This window comes from Acinetobacter sp. UBA991, from assembly GCF_002292065.1.
Lineage (GTDB): Bacteria > Pseudomonadota > Gammaproteobacteria > Pseudomonadales > Moraxellaceae > Acinetobacter > Acinetobacter higginsii.
Map to the genome: position 1 here is coordinate 700 of NZ_DBBF01000014.1, position 26,572 is coordinate 27,271.

At 42.9% G+C, this 26,572-nt stretch carries 30 protein-coding genes and 1 pseudogene; 7 read left to right on the top strand and 24 right to left on the bottom strand.

The genetic code is table 11. The features are described 5' to 3' along the window. The 9 genes and pseudogenes from B2727_RS05315 to B2727_RS05355 all read right to left on the bottom strand — a co-directional run. A pseudogene (locus B2727_RS05315) lies at positions 1-519 on the bottom strand (F0F1 ATP synthase subunit beta); the annotation flags it as partial. Positions 520-549: 30 nt separating this feature from the next. Then, a complete protein-coding gene (gene atpG / locus B2727_RS05320) occupies positions 550-1,419 on the bottom strand; it encodes a F0F1 ATP synthase subunit gamma (protein WP_005200697.1) in 870 nt (289 codons plus the stop codon). Between the two features lie 89 nt (positions 1,420-1,508). Beyond that, the gene (atpA, locus tag B2727_RS05325; protein WP_004656522.1) at positions 1,509-3,053 is read right to left on the bottom strand and encodes a F0F1 ATP synthase subunit alpha; all 1,545 of its coding nucleotides are present in this window, start codon (positions 3,051-3,053) and stop codon (positions 1,509-1,511) included. A 42-nt stretch (positions 3,054-3,095) separates the two neighbouring features. Beyond that, positions 3,096-3,632: a F0F1 ATP synthase subunit delta gene (locus tag B2727_RS05330; protein ID WP_005200699.1), complete on the bottom strand. Its 537-nt coding sequence runs from the start codon at positions 3,630-3,632 to the stop codon at positions 3,096-3,098. 11 nt (positions 3,633-3,643) lie between these two features. Further along, a complete protein-coding gene (locus B2727_RS05335) occupies positions 3,644-4,114 on the bottom strand; it encodes a F0F1 ATP synthase subunit B (RefSeq protein WP_004801977.1) in 471 nt (156 codons plus the stop codon). A 39-nt stretch (positions 4,115-4,153) separates the two neighbouring features. After that, positions 4,154-4,399: a F0F1 ATP synthase subunit C gene (gene atpE / locus B2727_RS05340; protein ID WP_000424060.1), complete on the bottom strand. Its 246-nt coding sequence runs from the start codon at positions 4,397-4,399 to the stop codon at positions 4,154-4,156. A gap of 82 nt (positions 4,400-4,481) precedes the next feature. After that, positions 4,482-5,357: a F0F1 ATP synthase subunit A gene (atpB, locus tag B2727_RS05345; protein ID WP_004801976.1), complete on the bottom strand. Its 876-nt coding sequence runs from the start codon at positions 5,355-5,357 to the stop codon at positions 4,482-4,484. A gap of 99 nt (positions 5,358-5,456) precedes the next feature. Next, a complete protein-coding gene (locus tag B2727_RS05350; RefSeq protein WP_005200701.1) occupies positions 5,457-5,855 on the bottom strand; it encodes an ATP synthase subunit I in 399 nt (132 codons plus the stop codon). Positions 5,856-6,025: 170 nt separating this feature from the next. Further along, positions 6,026-6,865: a metal ABC transporter substrate-binding protein gene (locus B2727_RS05355; RefSeq protein WP_005200703.1), complete on the bottom strand. Its 840-nt coding sequence runs from the start codon at positions 6,863-6,865 to the stop codon at positions 6,026-6,028. 220 nt (positions 6,866-7,085) lie between these two features. Between B2727_RS05355 and B2727_RS05360 the strand changes: the two genes are divergently transcribed. From B2727_RS05360 to znuB, 3 genes are read left to right on the top strand one after another with little or no spacing between them, the layout of a single operon-like run. Further along, a complete protein-coding gene (locus B2727_RS05360) occupies positions 7,086-7,583 on the top strand; it encodes a transcriptional repressor (protein WP_004801969.1) in 498 nt (165 codons plus the stop codon). After that, a complete protein-coding gene (gene znuC, locus B2727_RS05365) occupies positions 7,556-8,344 on the top strand; it encodes a zinc ABC transporter ATP-binding protein ZnuC (RefSeq protein WP_033133968.1) in 789 nt (262 codons plus the stop codon). The genes B2727_RS05360 and znuC overlap by 28 nt, the downstream gene beginning before the upstream one ends. Before the next feature lie 3 nt (positions 8,345-8,347). Beyond that, positions 8,348-9,157 carry a zinc ABC transporter permease subunit ZnuB gene (znuB, locus tag B2727_RS05370; protein WP_033133967.1) on the top strand — a complete coding sequence of 270 codons (810 nt, stop codon included), beginning with the start codon at positions 8,348-8,350 and terminating at the stop codon, positions 9,155-9,157. A gap of 9 nt (positions 9,158-9,166) precedes the next feature. On the opposite strand, the gene B2727_RS05375 is transcribed toward znuB, so the two are convergent. Further along, positions 9,167-9,790 carry a LysE family transporter gene (locus B2727_RS05375; RefSeq protein WP_033133966.1) on the bottom strand — a complete coding sequence of 208 codons (624 nt, stop codon included), beginning with the start codon at positions 9,788-9,790 and terminating at the stop codon, positions 9,167-9,169. 158 nt (positions 9,791-9,948) lie between these two features. On the opposite strand from B2727_RS05375, the gene B2727_RS05380 reads away from it, so the two are divergent. The 3 genes from B2727_RS05380 to B2727_RS05390 all read left to right on the top strand — a co-directional run bounded on the left by B2727_RS05380 (position 9,949) and on the right by B2727_RS05390 (position 13,783). Beyond that, complete coding sequence (locus B2727_RS05380) at positions 9,949-10,869, top strand: Dyp-type peroxidase (RefSeq protein ID WP_241345269.1); 921 nt, start codon at positions 9,949-9,951, stop codon at positions 10,867-10,869. Positions 10,870-11,041: 172 nt separating this feature from the next. Beyond that, on the top strand, positions 11,042-12,832 hold the full coding sequence (argS, locus tag B2727_RS05385; protein WP_241345268.1) for an arginine--tRNA ligase: 1,791 nt from the start codon (positions 11,042-11,044) through the stop codon (positions 12,830-12,832). 339 nt (positions 12,833-13,171) lie between these two features. Then, a complete protein-coding gene (locus B2727_RS05390; RefSeq protein ID WP_004801958.1) occupies positions 13,172-13,783 on the top strand; it encodes an SPOR domain-containing protein in 612 nt (203 codons plus the stop codon). A gap of 56 nt (positions 13,784-13,839) precedes the next feature. Here the strand turns inward: B2727_RS05390 and B2727_RS05395 are convergent, their stop codons facing one another. From B2727_RS05395 to B2727_RS05455, 13 genes are all read right to left on the bottom strand, one after another. Beyond that, entirely contained in the window at positions 13,840-14,493 is a 654-nt protein-coding gene (locus B2727_RS05395) for a glutathione S-transferase family protein (RefSeq protein WP_241289008.1), read from the bottom strand. 97 nt (positions 14,494-14,590) lie between these two features. Then, positions 14,591-14,989: an OsmC family protein gene (locus tag B2727_RS05400; RefSeq protein WP_004801954.1), complete on the bottom strand. Its 399-nt coding sequence runs from the start codon at positions 14,987-14,989 to the stop codon at positions 14,591-14,593. Further along, positions 14,986-15,933, bottom strand: a complete 948-nt coding sequence (locus B2727_RS05405; protein ID WP_241289006.1) for a pirin family protein — start codon at positions 15,931-15,933, stop codon at positions 14,986-14,988. Before B2727_RS05405 ends, B2727_RS05400 begins: the two co-directional genes overlap by 4 nt. A gap of 163 nt (positions 15,934-16,096) precedes the next feature. Then, positions 16,097-16,369 (bottom strand): DUF2798 domain-containing protein, encoded by a 273-nt coding sequence (locus tag B2727_RS05410; protein WP_004801944.1) that lies wholly within the window; start codon positions 16,367-16,369, stop codon positions 16,097-16,099. Between the two features lie 144 nt (positions 16,370-16,513). Next, positions 16,514-16,822, bottom strand: a complete 309-nt coding sequence (locus tag B2727_RS05415; RefSeq protein ID WP_241289004.1) for a DUF3861 domain-containing protein — start codon at positions 16,820-16,822, stop codon at positions 16,514-16,516. 20 nt (positions 16,823-16,842) lie between these two features. Then, entirely contained in the window at positions 16,843-17,232 is a 390-nt protein-coding gene (locus tag B2727_RS05420) for a Fur family transcriptional regulator (RefSeq protein ID WP_004801940.1), read from the bottom strand. Between the two features lie 14 nt (positions 17,233-17,246). Continuing rightward, a complete protein-coding gene (locus tag B2727_RS05425; protein ID WP_004801938.1) occupies positions 17,247-17,780 on the bottom strand; it encodes a PadR family transcriptional regulator in 534 nt (177 codons plus the stop codon). Positions 17,781-18,056: 276 nt separating this feature from the next. Beyond that, positions 18,057-18,281 (bottom strand): hypothetical protein, encoded by a 225-nt coding sequence (locus B2727_RS05430; RefSeq protein WP_004801936.1) that lies wholly within the window; start codon positions 18,279-18,281, stop codon positions 18,057-18,059. A 204-nt stretch (positions 18,282-18,485) separates the two neighbouring features. Continuing rightward, on the bottom strand, positions 18,486-19,694 hold the full coding sequence (locus tag B2727_RS05435) for an OprD family outer membrane porin (RefSeq protein ID WP_409449600.1): 1,209 nt from the start codon (positions 19,692-19,694) through the stop codon (positions 18,486-18,488). 124 nt (positions 19,695-19,818) lie between these two features. Beyond that, entirely contained in the window at positions 19,819-21,162 is a 1,344-nt protein-coding gene (locus tag B2727_RS05440) for an MFS transporter (RefSeq protein ID WP_241288999.1), read from the bottom strand. Between the two features lie 108 nt (positions 21,163-21,270). Then, positions 21,271-21,972, bottom strand: coding sequence for a fumarylacetoacetate hydrolase family protein (locus B2727_RS05445; protein ID WP_004801930.1), 702 nt, complete (start codon positions 21,970-21,972; stop codon positions 21,271-21,273). A gap of 36 nt (positions 21,973-22,008) precedes the next feature. Continuing rightward, positions 22,009-22,644, bottom strand: coding sequence for a maleylacetoacetate isomerase (maiA, locus tag B2727_RS05450; RefSeq protein WP_241288997.1), 636 nt, complete (start codon positions 22,642-22,644; stop codon positions 22,009-22,011). Further along, a complete protein-coding gene (locus tag B2727_RS05455; protein ID WP_241288995.1) occupies positions 22,641-23,702 on the bottom strand; it encodes a cupin domain-containing protein in 1,062 nt (353 codons plus the stop codon). The genes maiA and B2727_RS05455 overlap by 4 nt, the downstream gene beginning before the upstream one ends. A 154-nt stretch (positions 23,703-23,856) precedes the next feature. Here B2727_RS05455 and B2727_RS05460 point away from each other — a divergent pair, with 154 nt between their 5' ends. Beyond that, positions 23,857-24,750 carry a LysR family transcriptional regulator gene (locus tag B2727_RS05460; RefSeq protein ID WP_241288993.1) on the top strand — a complete coding sequence of 298 codons (894 nt, stop codon included), beginning with the start codon at positions 23,857-23,859 and terminating at the stop codon, positions 24,748-24,750. 81 nt (positions 24,751-24,831) lie between these two features. On the opposite strand, the gene B2727_RS05465 is transcribed toward B2727_RS05460, so the two are convergent. Further along, entirely contained in the window at positions 24,832-26,289 is a 1,458-nt protein-coding gene (locus tag B2727_RS05465; RefSeq protein ID WP_241288991.1) for an aldehyde dehydrogenase family protein, read from the bottom strand. Positions 26,290-26,572: the final 283 nt, after the last annotated feature.

The following is a 26,572-nucleotide window of genomic DNA, read 5'->3' on the forward strand; positions in this document are numbered from 1 at the left end:
AGATAAACCTGAGTGTGCTTTCGCGATGTTGTTGATCAACTCCATCATGTTAACGGTTTTACCAACACCCGCACCACCGAATAAACCAACTTTACCACCTTTCGCAAACGGGCAAAGTAAGTCGATGACTTTGATACCAGTTTCTAAAAGATCAGTAGAAGCTGCTTGTTCAGCATAAGAAGGTGCTTGACGGTGAATCGGCAAACGCTCTTCAGTCGCTACAGGACCTGCTTCATCAATTGGGCGACCCAATACGTCCATAATACGACCAAGTGTCGCTGGACCTACTGGAACAGAAATCGGTGCATTTGTGCTGGTTACATTTAGGCCACGTTTAAGACCTTCTGTAGAACCCATTGCGATGGTACGAACAACACCATCGCCAAGCTGTTGCTGAACTTCTAATGTAGTTTCAGTACCGTCAACTTGGAGAGCGTCATAGATCTTAGGAACGCTATTGCGCTCAAACTCGACGTCGATAACCGCGCCGATGATCTGAATGATACGACCGCTACTCATTGCTGTCTCCTCAATTCAAACTTAATAATGTTAAACGGCAGCGGCACCGCCAACGATCTCAGAAATTTCCTGAGTAATCGCGGCTTGACGCAGCTTGTTGTAAATGAGTTGTAGGTCTTTAATCAATTGTCCTGCGTTGTCTGTCGCTGCTTTCATCGCGACCATACGAGCTGACTGCTCACATGCAACGTTTTCAATTACACCTTGATAAACCATAGACTCGATATAGCGAACCAACAAACCATTTAACAATTCTTCTGCTTCTGGTTCGTAGAGATAGTCCCAACCATAAGTACGGTTGAGGTCATCGCTTTCTTCTGCCGGTGCTAAAGGAACAAGTTGTTCAACTTTAGGCTGCTGAGTCATTGCATTGACGAAGCCATTTGATACGAGGTAGATACGATCTAATTCGCCCTTATCAAATGCATCAAGCATAACTTGTACTGAGCCAGTTAACTGTTCCAAACTCGGCGCATCACCAAGTTGGGTCGTTGCACCAAGCACTTTACCGCCGTAATTCTTAAAAAACGAAACCGCTTTTTGACCAATCAAAGCAAATTCAACTTCAATTGACTGCTCTTGCTGTGCTTTGACATGCTGCACAACTTTCTTGAACAAGTTAATGTTCAAGCCACCTGCCAAGCCACGATCTGAAGACACCACAATATAGCCAACGCGCTTAACTGGGCGTTCAACCATATAACGGTGTTTGTATTCAGGGTTTGCTTGGACTAAGTGAGCAATTACACGGCGCATATTATCGGCATACGGACGGCCCTGAGCCATGCGCTCTTGCGCACGACGCATTTTCGAAGCAGCTACCATTTGCATCGCGCGAGTAATCTTTTGCGTGCTCTTGATACTAGCTACTTTGGCGCGAATTTCTTTTAAATTTGCCATACGCTTAACCTAGTATTCGAAAGCTCTTGCGAGCTTCCGAAGGTTGATCCGTGAACCAAACTTAACTAAAGTTTTAGCTATTGCTAAAATTAGTAAGTTTGAGTCGCTTTGAAGCTCTCAATACCTGCTTTGAATGCTGCTTCGATGTCTTTGTTGTAATCACCAGTTTCATCGATCTGTTGCATTAACGCAGCATGTTCAGAACGGAAGTAAGAGATTAACGCAGCATCAAAGTCTACGATTTTCTTCACTTCTACGTCAGCCATGTAGCCTTCGTTAGATGCATATACAGAAACAGCTTGGTCAGCAATTGAGTATGGAGCATATTGTTTTTGCTTCATTAACTCAGTTACACGTTGACCATGCTCAAGTTGCTTACGCGTTGCTTCATCAAGATCAGAAGCAAACTGAGCAAACGCAGCCAATTCACGGTATTGCGCTAGAGCGGTACGGATACCACCAGACAATTTTTTGATGATCTTCGTTTGAGCAGAACCACCAACACGAGATACCGAGATACCCGCGTTCACAGCAGGACGAATACCTGCGTTGAATAATGATGTTTCTAAGAAGATCTGACCGTCAGTAATCGAAATTACGTTGGTTGGTACGAATGCAGATACGTCACCAGCTTGAGTTTCAATGATCGGTAACGCAGTTAAAGAACCAGTTTGACCAGTTACTGCACCGTTCGTGAATTTCTCAACATAATCAGCTGAAACGCGCGAAGCACGTTCAAGAAGACGCGAGTGAAGATAGAATACGTCACCTGGATACGCTTCACGACCTGGTGGACGACGTAAAAGTAATGAAATTTGACGGTAAGCAACAGCTTGCTTAGACAAATCATCATAAATAATTAACGCATCTTCACCACGATCACGGAAGTATTCGCCCATTGTACAGCCTGAGTACGGAGCTAAATACTGCATTGCTGCAGGATCAGCGGCCGCAGCTGCGACAACAGTTGTATACGCCATAGCGCCAGTTTCTTCTAGCTTACGTACCACGTTTGCAATTGTTGATTGTTTTTGACCAATCGCAACGTATACACATTTAATGCCAGAATTTTTCTGAGCGATGATCGCATCGATCGCCATTGCTGTTTTACCAGTTTGACGGTCACCAATAATCAACTCACGCTGACCACGACCTACAGGGATCATGGTATCAACTGATTTATAACCAGTTTGAACAGGTTCGTCGACAGACTGACGCCAAATTACACCTGGTGCTACTTTTTCAACAGCATCAGTAAGTTTCGCATCAATTGGGCCTTTACCATCAATTGGGTTACCCAAAGCGTCTACGACACGGCCAAGAAGTTCAGGACCAACCGGAACTTCTAATACACGACCTGTACAACGAGCTTTTTGACCTTCTTGCAGGCTTAGGTAGTTACCTAAAACAACGGCACCCACTGAATCCTGTTCTAGGTTCAGTGCCATACCAAATAAGCCGCCGTCGAATTCGATCATTTCACCGTACATTGCATCTGCAAGACCGTGAATGCGCACGATACCGTCAGATACCATGACGATGGTACCTTCATTCTTCGCGGTCGCGCTGGTGTCCAGATCGCCGATACGCTGTTTAATGAGCGCACTGATCTCGGATGGATTCAGTTGTTGCATTGCGCTATTCCTCAATCTTTTTTAAGTTCAGTCTTTTTGCTATTACGCAAGAAGACGAGTCCGCATTTTTTCAAGCTTGTTAAGCGCAGAGTCATCTATCACTTGGTCGCCTGCACGAATCACAACACCTGCGATCAACGCTGGATTAACGTTAACAGTGACATGAACTGTTCTGTTAAAACGTTTTTCAAGCGCATGAGCTAAAATATGCTCTTGTGTCGCATCCATTGGAAAAGCAGATTCAATTTCTACTTCCAATGTGTTGTTGTTCTGCGATTTAAGTAGTTCATATTCTGTTGCGATTTCAGGCAGTAAAACTAAACGATCATTATCTGCAAGCAATGTCAAAAAGTTAGACACTGATTGAGTTTGATCTTCACCTAAAACCTTGGCAAAAAGACCTACTTGTTCCGCAGGAGTCAGCTCAGGGCGATTTAAATAAGCGGAAAATGCTTCATCTTGCACCGCAGCACTGAGCAGTTGTAACGCATTTGACCAAGCGTCAGTTGCATTCTGCTCAGATGCATAAGCAAATGCTGCTTTGGCGTACGGGCGTGCTAACGTCAAGAGTTCAGCCATATTCGCCTCGCTTAAAGTTTAGCAGCCAGCTGATTCAGCATGGCATTATGAGCTTCTGCGTCAACTTGTTGGTTCAGAATTTTTTCTGCACCAGCAACTGCCAAAGCAGCAACTTGTTGACGTAATTCTTCGCGAGCAGAATTGATGTCTTGATCAACAGTTTCTTTCGCCTGTTGACGAATACGCTCACCTTCAGCAGATGCTTGGGTACGCGCTTCTTCGATCAATTGTGCTGAACGACGGTTCGCTTGTTCGATCAATTGAGCCGCTTGTGCTTTTGCTGCGTCTAATTCTGCCTTTACTTGTGCTTGCGCATCAGCAAGGTCAGCTTTTGCTTTTTCAGCAGCGTTTAAGCCATCAGCGATTTTACGCTGACGCTCACTAATCGCATTGATTAGTGGAGGCCAAACAAACTTCATGCAGAATGCGACAAAGATCGCAAATGCAATTGCTTGGCCAATCAATGTGAGGTTGATATTCATTTCGCTATTCCTCAATATGTGGATTTAGGAATTAAGCTATTAACCTACAAATGGATTAGCGAAGATGAAGAACAAGCCAATACCAACACCGATCATAGGCACAGCATCAAGAAGACCCGCAATTAAGAACATACGAGTTTGAAGTTGTGGAGCCAATTCTGGTTGACGAGCAACAGCTTCTAAGAAGCGACCGCCTAAAAGACCAAAACCAATCGCAGTACCTAAAGCACCGAAAGCGATCAAGATAGCAGATGCAATTGCAACTAGACCTAAAGTGAGTTCCATGAAAAATTCCTCAGAGGTTAGGTTATTACCAAATTAAACTAAAATTTAAGCCCAACGATCAGGTGATAGTTAGGCAATACCATTAATGCTTTTCGCTTGCCATGCTCAAGTAAACGATGGTCAGCATCATAAAGATAAATGCTTGCAGCGTGATTACAAGAATGTGGAAAATAGCCCAAGGCACAGATAACGCCCACTGGATCCAGAACGGCAATAATGCGATCAAGATGAAGATCAACTCACCCGCATACATGTTACCGAACAGTCGTAGAGCTAACGAAACTGGACGAGCAAGGAAAGTTACTAATTCCAAAATTAAGTTCACTGGAATCAATAACGCTTTTGCAAATTTGTTACTTGGGTTGAATGGGTTAAGTGCCAATTCACCGACGAAACCGCCGATCCCTTTTTCACGAATACTATAGAACAAAATTAAAACAAATACAGACAACGACATACCAAGGGTAATGTTCGGGTCAGTAGATGGAACAACTTTGAAGTAAACGTGGTGAGGGTCCATACCAAATACGTTTGCACCAATCAATTGAGCTGTATACGGGATCCAGTCAACAGGGATTAAGTCCATTGCGTTCATGAGGAAAATCCACACGAAAATGGTTAATGCCAATGGTGCAATTAAACGTGATTTGCCGTGGAAAGTATCACGAACACTTGAGTCAACAAACTCGATAATCATTTCAATCGCTGATTGGAATTTAGTTGGAACACCTGCATTCGCAGCTCTCGCAACTGTCCAAAACAACAAACAGAAAATCACACCAAGTCCGATAGACCAACCCATTGAATCCAAGTGAATTGCAGTGAACCCCATCGAATGAGCTTCTTCAGCAGTCTCAGCCAATTTCCATGTACCATCAGGCATTTTGCCATAGGTCATATTGGTCAAGTGATGCTTGATATACTCGGTCGAAGTCAGGGCATGTTCTTCAGCAGCCATAAATCACACCTGGTCAATGTCAATCATTAAAAAGAAGTAGAAACGAATCAAGCGGATGGCAAAGATCCCGCCTCTACTTCCAAAAATCTCAAAATGTGTTTACTCTCGTTTTTGTAGACGTGCCACCCAAAATGGCGCGACCCACGACATCGCTTGTACGAGAATAAATCCACAAAACAATGCAACCGGTGACAGCGGTTTAACATTGCTCAAAATTAATATAAAACCCACGATCACAATCGCAAACTTACCGAGCATTCCTCGGTACATATTCAGCATGACTTGTTTTGATGCTCTTGCGCCTGCCGTTCTAAACGACTGCCAAGCAAAATAACAATGTGCCAACCAACATACCAAAGCCCCAAGCGCAGCACTCAAAGCAGCAGTTGTATCTTTCATTGCCCATGCCAGTAAAGCTGCAATAGGAATCATACATGCTTGTAAGAAGACCAAAGCTTTTGCTAATCGTCGGTCAATCATGCGACTAGTTTGGCTCATTTTTTACCCACTTACAGCAGAACTGCTTGACAAGTTTTAATCATGATCGTTTCGAATCGCAGGCATTATAGAGTTACACCCCTGAACATGCAATCTTTTCTCGACTTAAGTCTGCTTTTTTCGTTACCATATTTTTTGACGTTAGAGTCAATTGATTTTTATTTTTTTGATCAATTTTGTGCACTTATTACGCATTTATCGGTTTTTAAAGCCAATTTTTGCCATGCTGTTACAAAATTGTCTTCACCGCGCATGCTTTCATCGACCGATTGGAAAACTACTGGGTTCATTTTTTGGTACTGACTGGCACTTGCTGTCGTTTCGGCCAATAAACACATTTTATTTTGCGGACGATTGTCTCTTAAGTACTTAATCTGAGCTGCCGTCGGTGCAATATGTGGATCATCTGTTAGTGCACCCGCAAATTTTAAGTTCAAGGCACGTTCTAGATACTGATAGGCATCATGATAAGACCAATAGTTTTTGGCTTTATTAGAGCTTTCATATTGCTGTGAGGCTTGCAGCATCTGCTGAGAGAACTCTTTGGCATTGGCCATATATTTGGCTTTGTTTTCTGGATATTGCTGAGAACGTAAAGTTGCAATAAAGAAAGCGATACGCACCGCATTATTCGGATCTAACCACACATGACTATCTACCGTGTTCGCCATAGATGCACCACGCAAATTACGCAGCGGTAAAGTCGTTAAAATGCCTGAATCCAATAGCGCAATCGCTTTACGGTTCTGATTTAGCATCTTTTCAAGCGGCGCCTCATGCGCTTTCCCAAGCCAAATCACCAAAGAGGCATCTTGAATCGCTTTACGGTGTGCTGGTGTGAGTTGTACGTCATGGCCACTTTGATCTTTTAATAACAGAATCGGTTCTTCTACTCCGTCTGTTACTTCTTTGGCAATCAGATAAATTGGGTGTGTTGAAACCACCAAGCTTTGTGTCCAGCCCCATGTGCTTAACATCGAAAACAAGACCAAGACAAATAGGCGAGACATCACAACATTACTCAATTTAGCGAAGCATGTTATAATATAACAAAAGTTAAAAAATGCCTATGTCTATTTTTAGATTCGCTGCACTATCCGTCGTGCATTTAACTTATATAGATAGTTATCATAAATTGCATGTTATGATAGCGGGGCTATTGCGACACTATTCAGACACTTCATGTCAGTGAAAATTCAATAGGCTCTACAAAAACAATGAGGTCAATCTATGAGTTCTTGTTCACATGAACATGACAATGCTTTACATGGTGTTCATGGTCATCACGATATTAAAGCACGCCTTGCCGAAGCAGAAATTTTATGTACTGCGACTGGCGCTCGTCTGACACCTTTACGTAAAGAAGTACTTGAACTCATTTTAAATGCATCTGCACCGATGGGTGCTTATGACTTATTGGCTAAGATTAAAGGCCAAGCAGACCGCCCTGCTGCGCCTCCTACGGTTTACCGTACTTTAGACTTTCTATTAGAAAAAGGCTTAATTCATAGACTTACATCTATTAATGCCTATATTCCTTGTTGTCATCCACGTGAAGGTCATCAAGCGGCTTTTCTGATCTGTACGGAATGTCATTCTGTGAAAGAAGCATCAGCACAAGGTTTGATCCAGCAACTCGATCAACTTGCGTCATCAGACCAGTTTTTAGCGCAACATAGCATTATTGAAATCTCTGGAAAATGTCATCAGTGCAGCACACGCCAGTAATCACTCCACTTATTCAGCTGGAGAAAATCTCAGTTCGTCGTGATGAGCTAGATATTTTAAGAAATGTAGATTTTGCCTTGCAAGCAAAAGAAATAGTGACGTTGATTGGTCCCAATGGCGCAGGCAAATCTACATTGATCAAAGTGCTGTTAGGTATCATGCCGCCGAATAAAGGCAAAATTCACTTTTCTAAAAAATTAAAAATGGCCTATGTCCCGCAGAAGTTTAACCCTTCTGCGAGCCTCCCTTTACGCGTACAAGATTTGCTTGATCTAGAAGTCTGCGAACAAGCGTTACGCGAAGAGATTATTCGCGACACAGGCATTCAAAAATTACAGTCATCCAAAGTACAGCAACTGTCAGGTGGTGAACGGCAACGGGTGTTACTGGCTCGTGCTTTATTGCGTCAACCCGATATTTTAGTCCTAGATGAACCAATGCAAGGCTTGGATATTCAGTCCGAAGCTGAGCTTTATGAATATGTCCGCAGTTTACCTGAACGCTATGGCTGTGCTGTGTTAATGGTGTCACATGACCTACAATGGGTGATGCAAGGTACCCATCGCGTGGTCTGCCTTAACAAACATATTTGCTGTAGTGGTTTACCTGAAAGTATTCAACAGCATCCAGAATACCAAGCGATTTTTGGCACCCAACGTATGTTCTATCAGCATCATCACAATCACTGTGGGCATAGTGATCATGCCGAACCGTGTTCGCACGATCCACGCCCACATATTCACCCTGAGCCAAAGGTCTAAGCCATGATGGAATGGTTACAACTCCTCCTCCCTGCTTGGATCATGGGGTCACTGCTGGTTTTTCTAACGGCGCCTCTCGGCTGCTTGATGCTTTGGCGCAGAATGTCGTTTTTTGCCGACACCATGGCGCATGGCACCTTACTTGGGGTCGCAGTTGCAGGGATTCTGAATTTACCTTTTTGGCTGGGTGTCGCTTGCCTTGCGCTGTTGCTGGTTGCTCTTCTTTGGGTTTTGCACGATTCACGCCTACCCAATGATGCATTACTCGCTTTAAGCTCAGCTACCCTCCTCTGCTCTGGTCTACTACTGATTCAGCAAGTACCAAGTTTGCGCCCTGAATTGCTTAGCTATTTATTCGGCGATTTACTCAGTATCGAATGGGCTGATTTACCCATGTTTGCAGTGGTGATTGTAGGTGCATTAATCGTACTTTATCGTTCATGGTCAGCGCAGATTCAAATTGCGATTGATCCAGATATCGCCATGAGTGAAGGCGTGAGTGCGAACTGGCAACGTTTGATCTTTATGTTGTTATTGGCACTGTTTACCGTATTGGCATTACGTGCGGTCGGTTCATTATTGATGGGTGCTTTACTGGTAATTCCAGCCCTGAGTGCACGCTTATTGGCGCACTCACCAAAACAAATGGTGGTTTGGGCATTTGTGTTAGCACAGCTCGGGGTCACGGTTGGTCTATGGTCGAGTGCTGCACTGAATATTTCTACAGGCTTAAGTATTGTTCTGTGTATGGCACTTTGCTTTGCTGCTATTTTCATCACGCAAAAACTCAAAAGCCAAGCTCAATCTGCCTAAATCAGGCAGTCAGCTTGACTGTTGAATTGCACTTAATAAAAGTGCTGCACCACTAAACATCACCGCAAAACCACGATTTAAATATTTTTGCTGTGTTGGTGAGCGAAGCAGTCTCAATACTTTCGAAGCCAGTCCGGTATAGCCCGCCATGACAATCAGATCGATCGTCACCATCGTGACCGCCATAATTACGTATTGCAGCCATTGCGGTCGACTCAAATCTAGAAATTGCGGTAAAACAGCCAGCAAGAATACAATGGCTTTAGGATTACTCATATTCACCACAAAGCCTTTCAATATTAAGGCTAAAGCGGATTGAGGTTGCTCCTGTCGAATCTCAATCGCCTGAATCGGTGCAGTCCACTGCTTATACGCCAAATAAACCAAATAAGTGACGCCAAACCATTTCACCACCTGAAAAGCCAAAGGTGTTGTCGCAAACAGCACACCAACACCTGCTGCCACAATCAGAATTTGTATGAGTAACGCCACTTGCAGGCCAATGACATTCCAATAGCCATGTCGAAAGCCGTAGTTGAGGCCACTCGACATTGACGCAATTGCGCCTGCGCCTGGTGAGATACTAATCACCCAGCACGCCAACATAAAAGCAAACCAAATCTGCAAAGACATAACGACTACAGTCGAACAATAAAAGGTGAATTATACCGTTTTATCAGCGCATCGCGTTGATATTTTAGGCAAGAAAATTTAGCAAATAAGCTACTCAGCCCTGATAACATCAGGCACAATTATTGTTTTCCCCCTTAAAAATAACTAAGGAGCTTTTAATGACTGCGCAATCTGTCATTCTTCCATTACCTTCTGACCACGCCCGCTTTATTGTTTTACGTTTAAAAGATCTAAGCATTGCCGAATTAAAACAACAGATTGAAGCTCTCCTTTCGACCCGTGACCGTTTAATCACACAACACCCCAATGACCAGATTAAAACAGCCATCGCTTTTGGTCCCGAACTTTGGGCACAACTCTATTCGCAAACACCTGAAGGTTTTAAACAACTCGATCCGCAACAAGGTGCCTTTAATATGCCAGTGGTGCCAGCGGATGTATTTATTCATCTTGCCAGTGCCCGTGCAGATATTTGTTTTGCCATGAGCCAAGCTTTTTTTAACGGCATTCAAGACAAAGTCGAAGTCCTAGATGAGCGTGCTTGTTTCCGTTTCTTTGATGGCCGTGATATGACAGGCTTTATTGATGGAACAGAGAATCCGCAATTTCCAGATGACCGTGCAGAAGCAGCATTACTACCAGAAACAGCAGGTGCCTTTGCCAATGGCAGCTTTATTTTTGCGCAGCGTTATATTCATGATCTTGCAAAATGGCAAATGCTGAAAGTCGATGCACAAGAACATGTGTTTGGCCGTACCAAACTTGAGTCAATTGAGTTGGATGATGATGTAAAACCAGAAAACTCACATGTCGCACGTACAGTCGTTGAAGACGATGAAGGTGAGGAAATGGAAATCTTGCGTCACAGCTTGCCTTATGGTGATGGAAAAGGCGAGCAAGGCTTATTCTTTGTTGCCTACACCAACAATTTAAGCATTATCTATGAAATGCTGAAACGTATGTTTGGGACTACAGGGGATGGTATTCATGACCGCTTATTGCACTTTACCACTGCAATTGATGGTGCTTATTATTTTGCGCCAAGCGATGAATTATTAGAACAGATTTTAGAAGACTAGAACCATCAGATGCTATGTTTATCAATAACATAGCATCTACATGACCACCAAGTTTCTACTCACTTCAAAAAGATTTATGTGAATATGTTAATTCCGCACAAATCCCACTCCCCTTAAGCCGATAAAATTTGCTATATTGGTCGTTTTTCCGCGACATTTATTTTCGGTAACTATGAATACGGCAATACAAGCAGCTCTCGATCATGCGGTACAAACCCTGCAACAACAAGGCGTACTTCCTTCAGATTGGACCAACACGAGCCATTTAACCCGTACCAAAGACCGAAGTCACGGAGACTTTGCTTCAAATATCGCCATGATCGGCTCAAAAGTTGCAGGTATGAAACCTCGTGATCTCGCTGAAAAAATCTTGGCGGCTCTTCCTGAAGTGGCTGACATTACCAAAGCAGAAATTGCAGGTCCGGGTTTTATCAACTTCTTTTTAAATGCAGACCAACGCTATGCAGTGCTTGATCAAATCCAAGCACAAAAAAATAACTATGGTCGTAGCCAAGCCAATGCAGCAAAAAAAATCCAAGTCGAATTTGTCTCTGCAAACCCAACCTCTAGCCTGCATGTCGGTCATGGTCGTGGTGCAGCGTATGGCATGACGGTTGCGAATCTATTAGAAGCAACAGGTGCAACAGTTGATCGTGAATACTATGTCAACGATGCTGGTCGTCAAATGGACATTTTGGCGACTTCAACCTACTTACGTTATTTAGAATTGACCGGGCAAACACTGGTTTTCCCGAAGAATGCCTACCAAGGCGACTACGTCAAAGAAATCGCACAAGAAATTATTGATAAAGATGGCAATGCACATGTTCGTGCCGTTGCTGACATCTATAAAGATGTACCAGAAGATGTTCAATACGCTGAAGAACTCGATGCAGAAGGCAACAAAGTCGTGCTTTCTGGCGATAAAGAAAAACACATTGATGGTTTGATCGCAAACTCACAACAACACTTGGGTGCGGACTACCGTGTTTTCCATCAAGCAGCGTTACATGCCATCTTAGATGACATCAAAGATGACTTAGCTGACTTTGGCGTGACCTTTGACAAATGGTTCAGTGAAGATTCTTTAACTGACAAAATTGATGAAGCGCTTGAGACTTTAGACCAGCGTGGTTACCTCTATGAAAAAGAGGGTAACATTTGGTTTAAATCAACTGCGTTTGGTGATGAAAAAGACCGTGTTGTAAAACGTCGTAATGGTCAAACCACTTACTTCGCCTCTGACATTGCTTATCACTTAAATAAATTACAACGCGGCTATACTGACCTGATTGATATTTGGGGTTCCGACCACCACGGTTATATTTCACGTGTCAAAGCTGCCATTGATGCAATGGGCTATGACTCGAAGAAATTGACTGTACTTTTGGTTCAGTTCGTGAGCTTGTGGCGTGGCGGTGAGATGGTACAAATGTCATCTCGTTCGGGTCAGTTCGTGACTTTACGTGATCTACGTAAAGAAGTGGGTAATGATGCCGCACGTTTCTACTATGTGATGCGTAAGTCTGAACAACACATCGACTTTGACCTTGATCTTGCAGTTTCACAAAGCAAGGACAATGCGGTGTATTACATTCAATATGCCCATGCACGTATTTGTCGTATGTTAGAAAAAGCAGCCACTACAGGGATCAGTTTTGATGCTGTTGCAGCGCGCGAGCAAGCCAATCGTTTAGAACTTGATGCTGAAACAGAAATTCTGTCTAAGCTTGCTGCTTATCCTGATATTTTAGTCCGTGCGGCAAATGTCTATGAACCACACCAAATTGGTAACTATCTTAAAGAGTTAGCTGCCCTATTCCATGCTTGGTATAATGAGCATAAGGTTTTGGGTGATGATGTAGCGCTTACACAAGCACGTTTATTGCTTTCAATCAATGTACAGCAAGTTTTACACAATGGCTTAGAATTACTCGGTGTCTCCGCTCCTGAGACCATGTAAAAAGTGAAGCGAAAGCTTCACACATGGTCGCAAGACGGAGGGCTGTGCCCGAAGTAACCATGTAAACAGCAAAGCAATGCTTTGCACATGGCTGCAAGACCGAAAGCTATGCTTGAGATGGGCTGTAAAACAGCAAAGCAACGCTTTGCACATCGTCGCAAGACCGAAGGCTATGCCTGAGTTAGAACGGCAACCAGTAAATCAAAGCTTAAACACATGTAAACTTAAACCATGATTGTTAAACAATATGGTAAACAAAGCATTATTTTTAAACATAATGCTTTGTTTTTAAGCAGATTCAAGTTACAAATAACCTAATAGGATCAAGAGGAATTTCTGGTGTTTGGAAAAACGCAACGTGGTGTATCTGAACGACCAAACAAGCCCAAAAAACCACTCATTCCAAAGTGGTTAGGAATGCTTGTCGCAGTTCTCGCGATCCTGTGCGCTGCCGTGATGCTCATGCTTTGGCAACCATGGCAGCCTGTTCCTGCAAAAAATCAGGTAACGTCTGAACACTATGAAGAAGAAAATACCAATAAAGACTACCGTTTTTATGACTTACTTCCGCAACAGCAAGTAACCCCAATTCCTGAACAAGCCGTACCAGAGTCTAAACCTCAGGGCAATGTTGTGATTATCGAGTCACCAAAACCTGAAACTACAACGACAGAAGATCCAAGTGGCATCACCCCAAGTGAACAAGCTGCAGCACCTGCACATGCGACTTATATTTTACAAGTACGTAGCTACCCTGACCCAGACAGTGCCGACGCACGTCGTGCTGAAATCATCCTGAATGGTTTATCTGCAGATGTGGTGAAAAGCGTTGAAAATGGTCAAACGTGGTATCGAGTGTTCTCTGGACCTTATGACAGCCAAGAATCTGCGCTTGCTGCTCAACAGACCTTACAACATAGCGGCATTGATTCAATTGTAATTAAACGCTAAAAATAGAGTCACAATAAAAAAGGGAACAATCAGTTCCCTTTTTTATGCTTAAAAATTTATGCGCATTGAGAATGCAGCGTTCCTTGTTCAGCACGTTGAAAAGCCGGACGCTGCTGAACACGTTGTACAAAAGCCTGAATGTTTGGATACTTACCATGTAAGCGGTTTTGAATCGCAATCAGTGGAAAGGCCATTTGAATATCAGCAAAAGAAAAATCACCTGCAAAATAATCATGTTTTGACAAATAATCCTCAAGATACAAAATATGTTCTTTCACTCGTGGGCGGACAAAGCCGGCTTTAACACCATCGGTAATTTTTTCCGCAATCGGACGAATCACCCAAGGAACGTGTTTGCTGACATTATTCATCACAAGGGTCATGACCAATAAAGGCATCAATGAAGCTTCTGCATAATGCATCCAGTACGAATATTGACGTTGATCAGATGCCTGTTGAGGTTTAAATTTGCTTTGAAGATCATACTGCTGTTGTAAATAATCGAGGATCACAGCAGATTCAACAATGACATCATCCCCATCGACCAAAATAGGTGCTTTACCGAGAGGATGAATTTGTTTAAGGCTTTCTGGCGCTGCGTAACTGGCTGACCTTTGGTAATACTCAACTTGGCAATCCACACCAAGTTCTTCTAACGCCCACAAGATGCGGAACGAACGTGAGCATTGTAGGTAATGTAAGGTAATCATTTTTGTGCCTGCTTTATAGCTGCGCAACTATGGTTTTAGTCCCTCTCATAGCTACGCTTAGAATTATGTTTTGCCCAAGCACAATAGCACTTTAGTCTTAAAGAATCATGGTCTGAATGTCTAAACTACGTAACAAAGTTTTAGTAACAGGCGTTTTGCTACAGACATTGAGAAGCTTTTCTTTTAAATCTTGTGAAACAGGTTGTTTAAATATTACACGGCGTTCGATCCGTTCCTGCTGTTCACGATTGGTATGAAAGTCGACTTCAACGGTAAATTCACCTAAATCCATTTCCTTATGCTGCGCGTACATTCGCAAGGTGATCATAGTGCAGGAGGCCAGACTTGTGGTAAGGAAATCATAAGGTGCAGGACCTGTATCATGTCCACCAAACTGTTCTGGCTTATCGGTAAGAAATTGATGTGTACCACTCTTCACTGCCCCCTTCCAAGGTTCTGGCAAAGTCTGGACTGCTGCACTGGCAATAATACTCATTTTGATGCCCTCATTTGATCAGGTAACACTGGCGCTTCTAGGCGTTTACCTTGGTAATCTGGAATTTCCCCAAAACGAGCATCGTGATTAATCCAGTCTTCACGCGCTTGCTTTAACTCTTCCATGGTACGCCCTACAAAATTCCACCACAGTAAAATCGGCGATTCAAACGGTTCACCACCAATCAATAACACGCGGTGACCTTGAGTTAACTCGACTTCAATTTCAGTGAGTCCTGTTTCCAAAACCACCATATTATCAGCAGTCAGTTCATGACCATTGACGCGAGCCGTGCCCTCTAATGCCATAAAGGCATATTCAAACTTTGGATTGAGTGGAATACGGGTTTTAGTATCGGTTTGTGCAGTCAGATCCACACCCACCAAAGGGGTATGCACGTATACAGGTGAGGTTGTATCGAGGAAATCTCCGACCAGTACCGTAAATTCAACCTGATCTTTATTCACAATCGGTAATTCTGGATAGTGCTCAAACTTAGGCGACATATTCAGTTTGTCATCTGGTAATGCAATCCAAAGCTGTGCAGCATGCATTTTGGTTTCGGTATCAGGTGCAACTTCGGTATGTGAAATTCCGTGACCTGCCGTCATCAAATTGACTTGCTTCGGGCGAATTAATTGTTTTGAGCCCAGACTATCGGTATGCATCATGGTGCCTTCAATCATCCATGTGAACGTCTGCAAACCAATGTGTGGATGCGGTCCCACATCTAAACCATCACCCGCTGGAAAACTCACAGGCCCAGCATGATCTAGAAAACACCATGCTCCGACCAAGCGTTTTTGTCGACTCGGCAGAGCACGCTTAATCACGGTTCCCTTACCAATTTCGGCAGAACGAATGGTAAATTCTTGAATGAATTGATTAATATATGTTTCGCAGTCTTTTGAATCAGAAATATCGTAGTCGTTATTATTGCTCATGATATTGCTCTCTTTTACCTATGCTATTGCAATGAGTTGATAGCTTGATCTTATCAATACAATCATTCAGCAATATAGTCTTTTAGTAATACACAGAGTGTTATTCATGAGACAATCTTGATATAGGCTTAATATCCTTCAATAAAATACCACTTCATTAGGTTTATGGCTTAGCTTGCATATCGACAATCAAGCCTGTTAAACGCCGTACCACAGGCAATAAAACCAAGACCAATGGATAAGCGATCAACCAAGAAAACATCCATGTTTCCAACCAGATCATGGTAAACCCTGAAATAAAGCCCGTTCTCATCCATAGATTAACGAGTGATAAAGTCCCACTCATAAAAAAAGATAAAATCAGCGGTAAGATCCACGCTGCATACTTCGCGGGTAATTTCGCAATCAGTCGTGGGCTTGCTTTCAATTCTTGCATTTTTAGCTCGTTTTAATAAAAACAATCTTTAGTTAATTTTAATAATTTATAACGTCATCAGCACGATCCATAAACGATACACAGGGTACTATCTATGCAACAATCTATTACTGAACGCATCATGAACTTTGTTCTAAAACAACCTTACTCAGGAATGTCTTTCTTCACTTGCTGTTTTAAATTTTTCATAAACTGACCAAACTGAGGTAGAAAAGTCTCAAATAAAGAATGATCTTTGTTTTCCAACATCACTTCACTAAACAGCTTTAAGCCCACTGCAAATGATTTGGTGGTTTGATCATCAAAAAAATCGGCTTTCTTCAAACGTTCGACAATCTCGAAGATATCGTCATGGTTGCCTGTATAAAACTCTAAACGCTCGCTATAAGTTGAAACCTGCCCTTTCGCATCCTTTAGATGTTGTACTGTGACATGATATTGATGTTGTTTCATGCTTCTGCTCCAAGATGCTTTTAAGCACTCTCTTTAATTTCAACCTGCATCAGGTCGACTTGAAATTGATGAAATACTGCAGCCAACGACTGTAAAAATGCGGTCTGTTTGGCTGTGGTTAAATCAGCACAACGAATTTGCAGCACTTGACCGTTAGAGATTGAAGGTAAATTAAACTTGGTCTCAGCACGATGAAACTGATAACTAGCAATCAAGCCGGCCTGCACCAGATCACTGACCACCCGATACACTGTAGCCAAACTCAGTTGCTGTTTCTGTTCATTCAGCCGTTGATAAATCTGCTTCACCGTAAGCTCTTCTGATTGTTGTGCCAGCACAGACAATACCGCCATACGTGGATGAGTCACCCTTAGACCCGCCTGTTTGATTTTCTGTTGTAGCTCTAACATATTTCGCTCCCAACTTATAAACGTCCAATTGCGATGGCGGCCTGATCAATTTTTTCCGCAATTTGATGGATCTGTTCTTGTTGCAAATCTGTGATATTCAGCTTTAAACGCAATGCGGTTTTCAGATTTTCCATCGCGCGGTGGATATCAATCAGCTGATCATTATTATGGATTTCACGTCTTAGTCGCAGCTTTTGTAGAAGTGCCAACAGCATGTCTTGCTGCTCCTTTAAATAGCTGTCGCCATAGTCGGTAATCTGATATTGCTTACGTTCGGCATCCAGCACGCGAATCAAATTCATTTCTTCCAATGCGGTTAGCGTTGGATAAATCGTTCCGGCACTTGGGGTATAACCATCGCCTACCAGATCACTAATTTCTTTAATAATTTCATAGCCATGTTTAGGGCTTTGCTGAATCAAATGCAGCACTAACAGTTTCATACGACCTGATTCAAATAAGCGACCACGGCGACCGGCTCGGTGATGTTCTCGATGTAATAAAGCCGCTTCGGCTTCATCATGAGGATGCTCGGATTGATGTTTCATCTTTATTTTTCTCTTATTTGCTTAATTTACGCATATTAAGATATATCTTAACATATCTTTTATCAAGTTAAGATATAACTTAATTTTTAATGGTTTGATATTTATGGGGTTATTTATTCTCAAAAGAACTTTTGGAAGAGTAAGTAATAAAAAAGAGCTGCTAAGCACTCTTCTTTTTTTGGTAGTAAGTATCGGAATTGATCAAAAAGAGGTCTATTTACTTTAAATATAGTCTCAACAGCAACATAAGATATTGATAATAAATATAGTTATTGTTCATCCACTTTTCTTTGGGATATTAGACCTATATTCACATTGGTTTAAATTATAATCCCAAGCCCCACCAGAATCCGCACAACTATCTTTCCTTGCTGCGTTGTCAAAGAACGTATCCGCAATAAATGCGATTACACCTAGCAATACTATTAAAGCTATAAGAAAAATTAAAAACCATTTTAGTTTTATTAAGAATTTAATACCTATATATTTAATAAATTCCATTTTTGAAGTCTCTTAATTTAAGCATCTAGGTTAAATTCTTTTAACAATTTATTTTTAATTAAAATCTTCTAAAATCGACATAATATAACTCATGTAAATTAACCCAGACTATCCAACATAAATCAAATATTTAAAAACCAACCCCCATTATATAAATAATAAAAAAGAGTGCTCAAACACTCTTTTTTACGACTTTGAATATGATTAAAACCGCTTCGTATAGTTCACAAATAAACGGTCTTCACCAAAGTCATTGCCATGTTTGACCTTGTAATCAACACGCAGATATTGAATGGCAAAACCCTTTAAATAAGGCTGCTGAAAGGCATAATTGATCAAGACATTGGATTCAGTTTCATGATTTTTCTCACCATTGGCGGTTTTAAAATCATGACCATAAACATACTTAACCACGGCATTTAGCCCAGGTACATAATCTTTAAAATCATAGCCATACATCAAATGATAGGACTTTTCATTCTGCTTGAAAAAGCCTGTGGCATTCCAGTTAATAAAATACAACTCAGGCAAAAAACCATCTGGTAAAGGATAAGCCGATTCACCAACAATCTGTTGATAACCCAAACCAAAGCTCTGATTGTTCACTTTCAACATTTCCAACAGCCCGATATTTTGCGCATCAATCTCAAAATTATTGCCATCATTTTTAGCATTAAAATATTTCAACTTGGAATTGAGTGAAAAAGTCGGCTGTTTCCACGTATGCTCCAAGCCTAGATAGTGTTTGTTATATAAATCTTCTAAATTGCCAAAATAGTATTCAGCTTTCAGTGCAGGTGTCAGTTGATAACGTAGATCTAGATAATTTAAGCCATCGGAATAGGCCGTTTTGCCTTTGGAGGTAAAGGAAAAGCGATGAAAATCCTCCTCATTGCGTGGAGATACTTTTTCCACTCTACCCAGTTCAGCATATAGCTGATCCGAAATCTGTGACTTTAAATTCGTTCCCCAATACGAGGTAATGAGCTGCCGACTCGCATCTGAAGTAGTGACAGGTAAATCCAGCCATAACTCCCCGATACTCAGCAAGGTTTTGTCATAACCCAGTTTTAAGGTTGCCCCATATTTTGAATAATCAGCGGCTTGGGATTGTGTTTTGGAGTCAAAGGGCAGCACCATATCACTGACATGCCGATCTGCACTTAAACGTAAGGCATATTGCACCGAAGCGTCCGCGCCAATACGAATCGGCTTGTCTGCGATCACTAAAGGCGTGTCGTGTAAATTTGAAGTATAAAATAAAGATGCCCCTTGCGACCAACTACCAAAATTTTTGGCATTGGGATTGTCATAATCCCGATATAGATAGGCATTCTTTAGGTTAAATTTCCATTCATCTTGAATAGCTTGGGTTGGATCTGCTGCCCATAGCACCGAACTGCTTCCTGACATCACCAACAGTAGGCTCAGCGTTAAAGTTTGTGTATTTAAATGGCTCATTGAAGGAATCATCCATCGCTGGGGCTGTGCCATCCATTGGCACAGCAATCTATTTTTATGTGGAATATCTTTGATTTCAGCCTAGCGTTGTCACAACGACAGGCTGTTCTTTTTTAAGGCGTTTAATCAGCAATAATGAAATGGCCGCACAGAAGGCAGGAATAGCAAGAATGCTGAGAATGGCAAAACTAGAAAGATCCAATGACATCAGCCAGCCGCCCATGATAGAGCCGACAACAGACCCCACACGTCCAATCGCATTGGCCCAACTCACACCAGTTGCACGACAATGTGTTGGATAAAAGCTGGATGAAAAGGCATTTGCGCCAACTTGTGAGCCACTGATCCCCACACCCACACCAAACATGGCAAACATCAGCAATATGGTATTGGACTGTTCAATCCCGAGACCTAAACAGATCAGGAACAAACCACCAAAAGCATAAGCTGCACTTAAAATTTTAGTCGCATCCATTTTATCCATCAGCAAGCCTAAGACGATGGCACCGATTGTTCCGCCAATCTGAAAGATCGAGGTGAGCCATGAGGCATTGGATAAGTTAAAACCTGCATTGGTAAGTAAAGTCGGCATCCAGCTTGAGATCATATAAATAATCAGCAGACTCATGAAAAATGTAAACCAAATCAGAAAAGTACCTAAAGCAAGACCTTTACTAAATAGGTCTTTAATACTTGATTTTGCCACTTCATTTGCAGGCGGGACCAAGCTTGGAATCTGCGTGATATGCGGTGCCATACGACGAACGATGCTTTCAATGTGTTCGGTACTTTTTTGTTTCAAAACCAGAAACCGCAGCGATTCAGGCAAGAGATAATATAGGAAAGGCACTGTGCATAAAGGTGCAATTCCCCCTATGAATAAAATGCCATGCCAACCGATATGCGGTAGCAGTTGTGCCGACAGAATCCCACCCAGCGCAGAGCCAATGGTAAAACCACAAAACATCATGGTGACCAAATTGGAACGGCGGGACGTCGGTGCATATTCTGAGGTTAAGGTAATGGCATTCGGTAAAGCACCACCTAAACCCAGCCCAGTGAGAAAGCGCCAAATAATCAGCGTTTGCAAGTCCGATGAAAAGGCGGCAAATAGGCTGGCACAGCCAAACATGATCACCGAGCCGATCAGAATCGGCTTACGCCCAAGTTTATCGGACAAAGGGCCAAAAATAAGTGCGCCTGCCATTAAGCCAAATAAGCCTGCGCCAAATAACGGTGCTAGATCAGTGGGTTGTAAGCCCCACTCGGCTTTCAATGCAGGCGCAATAAAACCGACTGCTGCAGTATCAAAGCCATCAATTGCAACAATCAAAAAGCACAACCACATGATTAGCTTTTGCAAAGCTGACAGTGGTATTTCATCAATGAAATTTTGTACATCTATGGTTTTCTGAGACATAACGACTCCTTTTGCCAATACCTTGGCCAGTGCAATCCTTAGCAATGGTGCTCAACTCTATTTATTGTTCAGTTTGAGCACCTATTTAAACCACTTAGATCAAGTGAGTTATTTCACATTCACGGTAATGCCTGTTAGACCTGTAATCTCCGCACGCATCACATCACCTCGCACCACAGCACCGACACCTTCAGGCGTACCTGTAAAGATCAAGTCACCTGCTTTCAGTTCAAATAAGGTCGACAGATTGGCAATGGTTTCAGCAACTGACCAGATCAAATGGGTGATATCACTGCGTTGTACCGTTTCACCATTCACGGTCAAATGAATATCAGCCTGATTGATTTCACCAGTTTCCGTCATCGGGTGAATGGGGCCAATCGGCGCAGAAAAATCGAATGCTTTGCCAATTTCCCATGGACGCCCCTTTTCACGCATACTCATTTGCAAGTCACGGCGAGTCATGTCCAAACCAACCGCATAACCATAAATGTAATTTACGGCATCTTCGACCGAAACATTTTTAGCATCGCGTCCTATCGCCACCACCAACTCAATTTCATAATGATAATTTGAGGTTTCGGTTGGATAAGGAAGATCTACCGCATCCTGATTAACGGGTACGATCGACTCTAGATCGTTCGGCTTACAAAAGAAAAATGGCGGCTCACGATCTGGATCAAAGCCCATTTCACGTGCGTGGGCAGCGTAGTTACGCCCGACACAATAGACACGACGTACTGGAAATTGCTGATCTGAGCCATGAATAAACAGGCCCGCGGGTGTCATTGGCTGGAAAATAAAAGTCATGGCATATTCCTTGTTGATATAGGTTAAATCAGCGCCTTAAAACGCATCGGCCTGCTGTTCAGGCGCAGCTTTCTGGAATGCGTCTAGGGTCATACAATGCTGATAAATTTCATTAATTTGAGGATAAGCCGACAGGTCGACCTGAAAGCGTTGTGCCGATACCACTTGTGGAATCAAATATGCATCGGCAATGCTGACTTGCTTGCCATAGCAGAACTTTTCCCGAGTTGGATCTTCAGCCAATATGTGCTCTAAGGCTGAAAAACCATCCTGAATCCACTTGGCACACCAAGCATTGATCTGATTCTGATCCAGTCCAAGCTGGCGTAAATACTCCAGTACACGCTTATTGTTTAAGGGATGAATATCGCATCCGATCAAGGCTGCAATGGCACGTACTTTCTCTTTACCCAACGCATCTGCTGGCAGCAAAGCAGGCTCAGGGTATTGCTGTTCTAACCATTCGATAATGGCAGGGCTTTGTAACAGCATCCCCACCTCCGTTTCCAGGACGGGAACAAAACCCTGTGGATTTAGCCTTTGAAAAGCAGCTTGATGATGCTCATTTTTCGCCAGCGATACATAGCTCATCTCATAATCCAAACCCTTGAGATTCAGGACAATGCGGGTACGGTGCGATGTGCCGCTGCGAAAAAATCCATACAGTTTCATGGACTCACTCCTTCAACATGACGTTCACGTACCGAATACAGGCCTAATTTACGTTGTAAAGGTGCCTCATCGGCAATAAACACATAGCATGGCTGCGCAGATGTATTGATTAAATCAATAACAGCAAAACATGGTGCACATGCGGTATCCGCTTGGGTTAAATGGAAATCCTGTTGATCAATCTGAATGGTCAGACCACCTTCAATCACATGAAAGACCTGTGCAGTGGAACGTAAAGGCAAAGACAGCGTTTCATTCGGACGCAGAAGTAAAGCTGAATAACCCAGAATGTTCTGACAGTCTTTACCTGTTTCAGGATTGACATAAGCCACTTGTAACGGGTCCTGATAGCCAGCTTTTTCAGCCAAGGCATCCAGTACCTTTTTAGTGTCTTTCCAGGCATAACGCATCATCGGATAAGGCGCATCTTCACGACTAAAATGTGGTGTAGGCACGATACCCGCTGCATATTGCGGCGTAGAACCTTGATTAATCCGATCCACTTCCTGACGGCGACCCTCTTCAACAAAAGAGGCTTCCATGTAGTAAACCAGCGGTAAATCTAGGATATCCATCCAAATCACAGGTTGATCACCATCATGTCCATGCTCATGCCACAAACCAGATGGCGTCAGGATCATGTCGCCATGTTCCATCATGCATTTTTGCCCTTCGACCGTGGTGTAGGCACCCTCTCCTTCAACAATGAGGCGCACCGCATTCGGTGCATGTCGATGAGCAGGTGCCCACTCTTGCGGAAGCAGCAATTGCATACCTAAATACATGGCTGGGCTGACTTTCATATTCTCCAAACCATGACCAGGGTTGGCGAGTGCCAAGACACGACGCTCTGCCTTTTCAATCGGTGTTAACTCACCTGCTTCTAACAACAGTGGTTTGATCTGCTGAAAATACCAAGCCGTTGCAACCGTTTGCGGTCTTGGTTTATGAGGTGGAATAAAACTTCTTAGATTGGGCCACAATGGCACCAGATTGGATGCATTCAGTTCTTCACGATAACGTTCTGGTAGCTCTTCGAGCGTGCCTAACTGTTCCATATGTCATTCCTTTTTCTGCCCATGGAGCACAATACTAATGACGATAATTTCATCAATATTCGGTGTTGGCTCAATGTAGCAATCAGGATGTGTTGAATCTATGCACAAAAAACAATAGGCTGTATTGATAAAATCAATACGGTAGTTCATCGACATGTTTGATCTGGATACAAGACTGCTGAAAATTTTCTTTGAAATTTATCAGCACAAAAGTATTTCTAAAGCAGCGGAACAGCTTGGTATTGGTCAACCCACCTTGAGTATTGCACTGAATAAACTCAGAGCACATTTTCGTGATCCATTGTTTGTGCGTATTGAAAATAAAATGCAGCCCACTGAGCTTGCTCAACAGATCTATCCGATGGTGGTAGAAATCTTAAACCGCCTGAAGTTAGTCCAGAATTACAATATTGACTTTGATCCACAGACTTCGACTTATCAATTCCGTATCAGCATGACCGACATCAGTCATTTGGTATTTTTACCACGTCTAATGAATTACATGCGGCAGCATGCCCCCTCAATTCGTCTGGAAATTTTACCGATTGATAGCCAAACCGCACCAATGATGTCGAATGGGGATATTGATCTCGCCATTGGATTTCTCCCTCAATTGGAAGCTGGTTTTTACCAACAAACCCTGTTTCAGCAACATTACACCTGTATCGCCAGTCAACAGCATCCGAGACTGACAGGAACCAGTCTGTCTGCTTCAGAGTTTGCTCAGGAATTACATGTCGATATCTTGGCGACTGGGGGACATTATGTGGTGGAACATGAGCTACAAAAACACGGCGTCAATCGAAATATTCTGGTGCGTCTACCGAGCTATTTGGGAGTTGGTCTGATTGTCCGAGATGCGGATACCATTGCGACAATCCCTCACTATCTAGCGCGGGTCTTTATGACCCAAGGTGGACTCAAGACTTTTGAACCGCCTTATAATTTCCCTCAATTTAGTGTCAAACAACACTGGCATTCACGTGTCCATCAGACCCCAAGTAATCAGTGGTTAAGGCAAATTTGCTTTAAACTGTTCTCGGCCTAATGCTTAGAGCAGGGTTAAAATAAAATAGCGCATCGAAATCGATGCGCTATTTGATATCTGATTCAATGACTAACAGAACACCTATTCCACTCTAGAAATACCTGTTGAAATGGTAATGTGCTTATATTCAATAAAGTCATCCATCGCCGCCATACCATTCATTCGGCCAAGTCCAGAATTTTTGAAACCGCCTTCCTCAAACTCATCATAAACCACAGCCCAATCATTGATCCAAACCGTGCCCGCTTCCATTTCCGTCGCCACCCGCAATGGTAACTCCACATCACGACTCCAGATTGAAGCCGCTAAACCATATTGATTGTCATTGGCGAGCGCAATCGCTTCCGCTTCCGTATCAAACACCTGTAAAGTCAGCACTGGCCCAAAGGTTTCTTCCTGAATGATGTCCATCGAATTATCATTCACTTCAAGCAAGGTTGGGCGGTAGAAAGCCCCTTTCGCCAACTCACCCTCAGTGATCGGCCCACCACGAACAATGACCTTCGCTCCTTCGGCAATCGCTTTTTCAACCACCGCATCGACTCGTGCTACATTATTTTTGTCGATCAATGGTCCCATATCACTGCTTGGATCAGCAGCAGGGCCAACTTTAACCGCTTCCAAGCGCTGAGCCAGTTTCTGTTTTAGTTCATCAGCGAGCTCACGCTGCACCAATAAACGTGAACCAGTCATACAGAACTGCCCAGCGAAGATGGTGAGTGCTTTTTCTAACTTCGGCAAGACCAGATCAAGATCAGCATCTTTAAACACGATCATCGGCGTTTTACCCCCTAGCTCTAAGCCAAATCGTTTCAGATGTTGTGCACCTGTTGCCGAAATGGCCTTACCAGTTGCCGTGCTGCCGGTAAAGCTAATCACAGGAACATCTGCAGATTCAACCAATAGGCGTGCTCCCCCTCCAGTCGACTCACTAAAAAGATTGATCACACCCTGTGGTAATGAAGGAAGCTCAGAAAAAATTCTAGAGATCACAGCATTGGTTTGTGCAGTTTGTCCCGGCATCTTAATGACTGTTGTGGTGCCCGCGGCCAATGCAGGTGCCAGTGACCGAATCATTAAAACCACTGGAGAATTCCACGGCACAATAATTCCAGACACACCCATCGGTTCACGCAAAACCATGGAATAGCTGCCTGGCTTTGGTTCTAATGCTCGACCGTACTCGGTCAGGGTTAATGCCGCGTAATAACGTAATTTGGCAGGAACCATCGTCACTTCAAAGCTGGCTTCTGCTTTAATTTTTCCATTTTCAGTGGCAAGGATCTCAATCAACTCATCTGCATGGCGTTCAAAAGCATCGGCCATTTCATTGAGTACTTTTGCGCGTAACCGACGGTCACGCTTCCAATCGTTTTTTTTAAATGCGGTCTTTGCTGCCCATATAGCAGCTTCCACCTGCTCTACTGTTGCATTGGCATATTGCCCGATCACTTCATATGTTGCTGGATTAATCGACTGTATATGCTGATGAGAGTCCACCCACTCACCATTAATCCAGTTTTTAGCTAGTCTATTCATCTGCACATCCTAAAATGAAAATAAGAGAAGATCGGTTGAGTCCTCAATCAAATATCGGTTTGCTAGCGTGTTCACCATCATATTTCACTCACAAAATCAACAATCTAAATAAGTGCCAGACTGCAACCCATGCTATTTCTAAACCACACTTGCAAGTTACTTTGGATTCATGGGTTCGACTTGTGATGGCAATTCATCGCGAGCGTAAATGCGGATTGAATTCTCGATCTTCTGAGATCACCCGATATCAACAAGGGTTAAAGCGAGGCAAACACCCTACCAA

What these genes read in the sequence shown, in the direction of transcription:
- B2727_RS05455 (WP_241288995.1), bottom strand. Translation starts at nt 23,702, where the DNA reads ATGGAACAGTTAGGCACGCTCGAAGAGCTACCAGAACGTTATCGTGAA.
- B2727_RS05360 (WP_004801969.1), top strand. Translation starts at nt 7,086, where the DNA reads ATGAGTTCTTGTTCACATGAACATGACAATGCTTTACATGGTGTTCAT.
- B2727_RS05405 (WP_241289006.1), bottom strand. Translation starts at nt 15,933, where the DNA reads ATGAGCAATAATAACGACTACGATATTTCTGATTCAAAAGACTGCGAA.
- B2727_RS05435 (WP_409449600.1), bottom strand. Translation starts at nt 19,694, where the DNA reads ATGTCAGGAAGCAGTTCGGTGCTATGGGCAGCAGATCCAACCCAAGCT.
- atpE (WP_000424060.1), bottom strand. Translation starts at nt 4,399, where the DNA reads ATGGAACTCACTTTAGGTCTAGTTGCAATTGCATCTGCTATCTTGATC.
- B2727_RS05420 (WP_004801940.1), bottom strand. Translation starts at nt 17,232, where the DNA reads ATGTTAGAGCTACAACAGAAAATCAAACAGGCGGGTCTAAGGGTGACT.
- B2727_RS05395 (WP_241289008.1), bottom strand. Translation starts at nt 14,493, where the DNA reads ATGATTACCTTACATTACCTACAATGCTCACGTTCGTTCCGCATCTTG.
- B2727_RS05440 (WP_241288999.1), bottom strand. Translation starts at nt 21,162, where the DNA reads ATGTCTCAGAAAACCATAGATGTACAAAATTTCATTGATGAAATACCA.
- atpB (WP_004801976.1), bottom strand. Translation starts at nt 5,357, where the DNA reads ATGGCTGCTGAAGAACATGCCCTGACTTCGACCGAGTATATCAAGCAT.
- B2727_RS05400 (WP_004801954.1), bottom strand. Translation starts at nt 14,989, where the DNA reads ATGAGTATTATTGCCAGTGCAGCAGTCCAGACTTTGCCAGAACCTTGG.
- B2727_RS05355 (WP_005200703.1), bottom strand. Translation starts at nt 6,865, where the DNA reads ATGTCTCGCCTATTTGTCTTGGTCTTGTTTTCGATGTTAAGCACATGG.
- B2727_RS05415 (WP_241289004.1), bottom strand. Translation starts at nt 16,822, where the DNA reads ATGAAACAACATCAATATCATGTCACAGTACAACATCTAAAGGATGCG.
- atpG (WP_005200697.1), bottom strand. Translation starts at nt 1,419, where the DNA reads ATGGCAAATTTAAAAGAAATTCGCGCCAAAGTAGCTAGTATCAAGAGC.
- maiA (WP_241288997.1), bottom strand. Translation starts at nt 22,644, where the DNA reads ATGAAACTGTATGGATTTTTTCGCAGCGGCACATCGCACCGTACCCGC.
- B2727_RS05460 (WP_241288993.1), top strand. Translation starts at nt 23,857, where the DNA reads ATGTTTGATCTGGATACAAGACTGCTGAAAATTTTCTTTGAAATTTAT.
- B2727_RS05335 (WP_004801977.1), bottom strand. Translation starts at nt 4,114, where the DNA reads ATGAATATCAACCTCACATTGATTGGCCAAGCAATTGCATTTGCGATC.
- znuB (WP_033133967.1), top strand. Translation starts at nt 8,348, where the DNA reads ATGATGGAATGGTTACAACTCCTCCTCCCTGCTTGGATCATGGGGTCA.
- B2727_RS05375 (WP_033133966.1), bottom strand. Translation starts at nt 9,790, where the DNA reads ATGTCTTTGCAGATTTGGTTTGCTTTTATGTTGGCGTGCTGGGTGATT.
- atpA (WP_004656522.1), bottom strand. Translation starts at nt 3,053, where the DNA reads ATGCAACAACTGAATCCATCCGAGATCAGTGCGCTCATTAAACAGCGT.
- B2727_RS05380 (WP_241345269.1), top strand. Translation starts at nt 9,949, where the DNA reads ATGACTGCGCAATCTGTCATTCTTCCATTACCTTCTGACCACGCCCGC.
- B2727_RS05445 (WP_004801930.1), bottom strand. Translation starts at nt 21,972, where the DNA reads ATGACTTTTATTTTCCAGCCAATGACACCCGCGGGCCTGTTTATTCAT.
- B2727_RS05430 (WP_004801936.1), bottom strand. Translation starts at nt 18,281, where the DNA reads ATGGAATTTATTAAATATATAGGTATTAAATTCTTAATAAAACTAAAA.
- B2727_RS05425 (WP_004801938.1), bottom strand. Translation starts at nt 17,780, where the DNA reads ATGAAACATCAATCCGAGCATCCTCATGATGAAGCCGAAGCGGCTTTA.
- argS (WP_241345268.1), top strand. Translation starts at nt 11,042, where the DNA reads ATGAATACGGCAATACAAGCAGCTCTCGATCATGCGGTACAAACCCTG.
- B2727_RS05465 (WP_241288991.1), bottom strand. Translation starts at nt 26,289, where the DNA reads ATGAATAGACTAGCTAAAAACTGGATTAATGGTGAGTGGGTGGACTCT.
- B2727_RS05350 (WP_005200701.1), bottom strand. Translation starts at nt 5,855, where the DNA reads ATGAGCCAAACTAGTCGCATGATTGACCGACGATTAGCAAAAGCTTTG.
- B2727_RS05410 (WP_004801944.1), bottom strand. Translation starts at nt 16,369, where the DNA reads ATGCAAGAATTGAAAGCAAGCCCACGACTGATTGCGAAATTACCCGCG.
- B2727_RS05330 (WP_005200699.1), bottom strand. Translation starts at nt 3,632, where the DNA reads ATGGCTGAACTCTTGACGTTAGCACGCCCGTACGCCAAAGCAGCATTT.
- znuC (WP_033133968.1), top strand. Translation starts at nt 7,556, where the DNA reads ATGTCATCAGTGCAGCACACGCCAGTAATCACTCCACTTATTCAGCTG.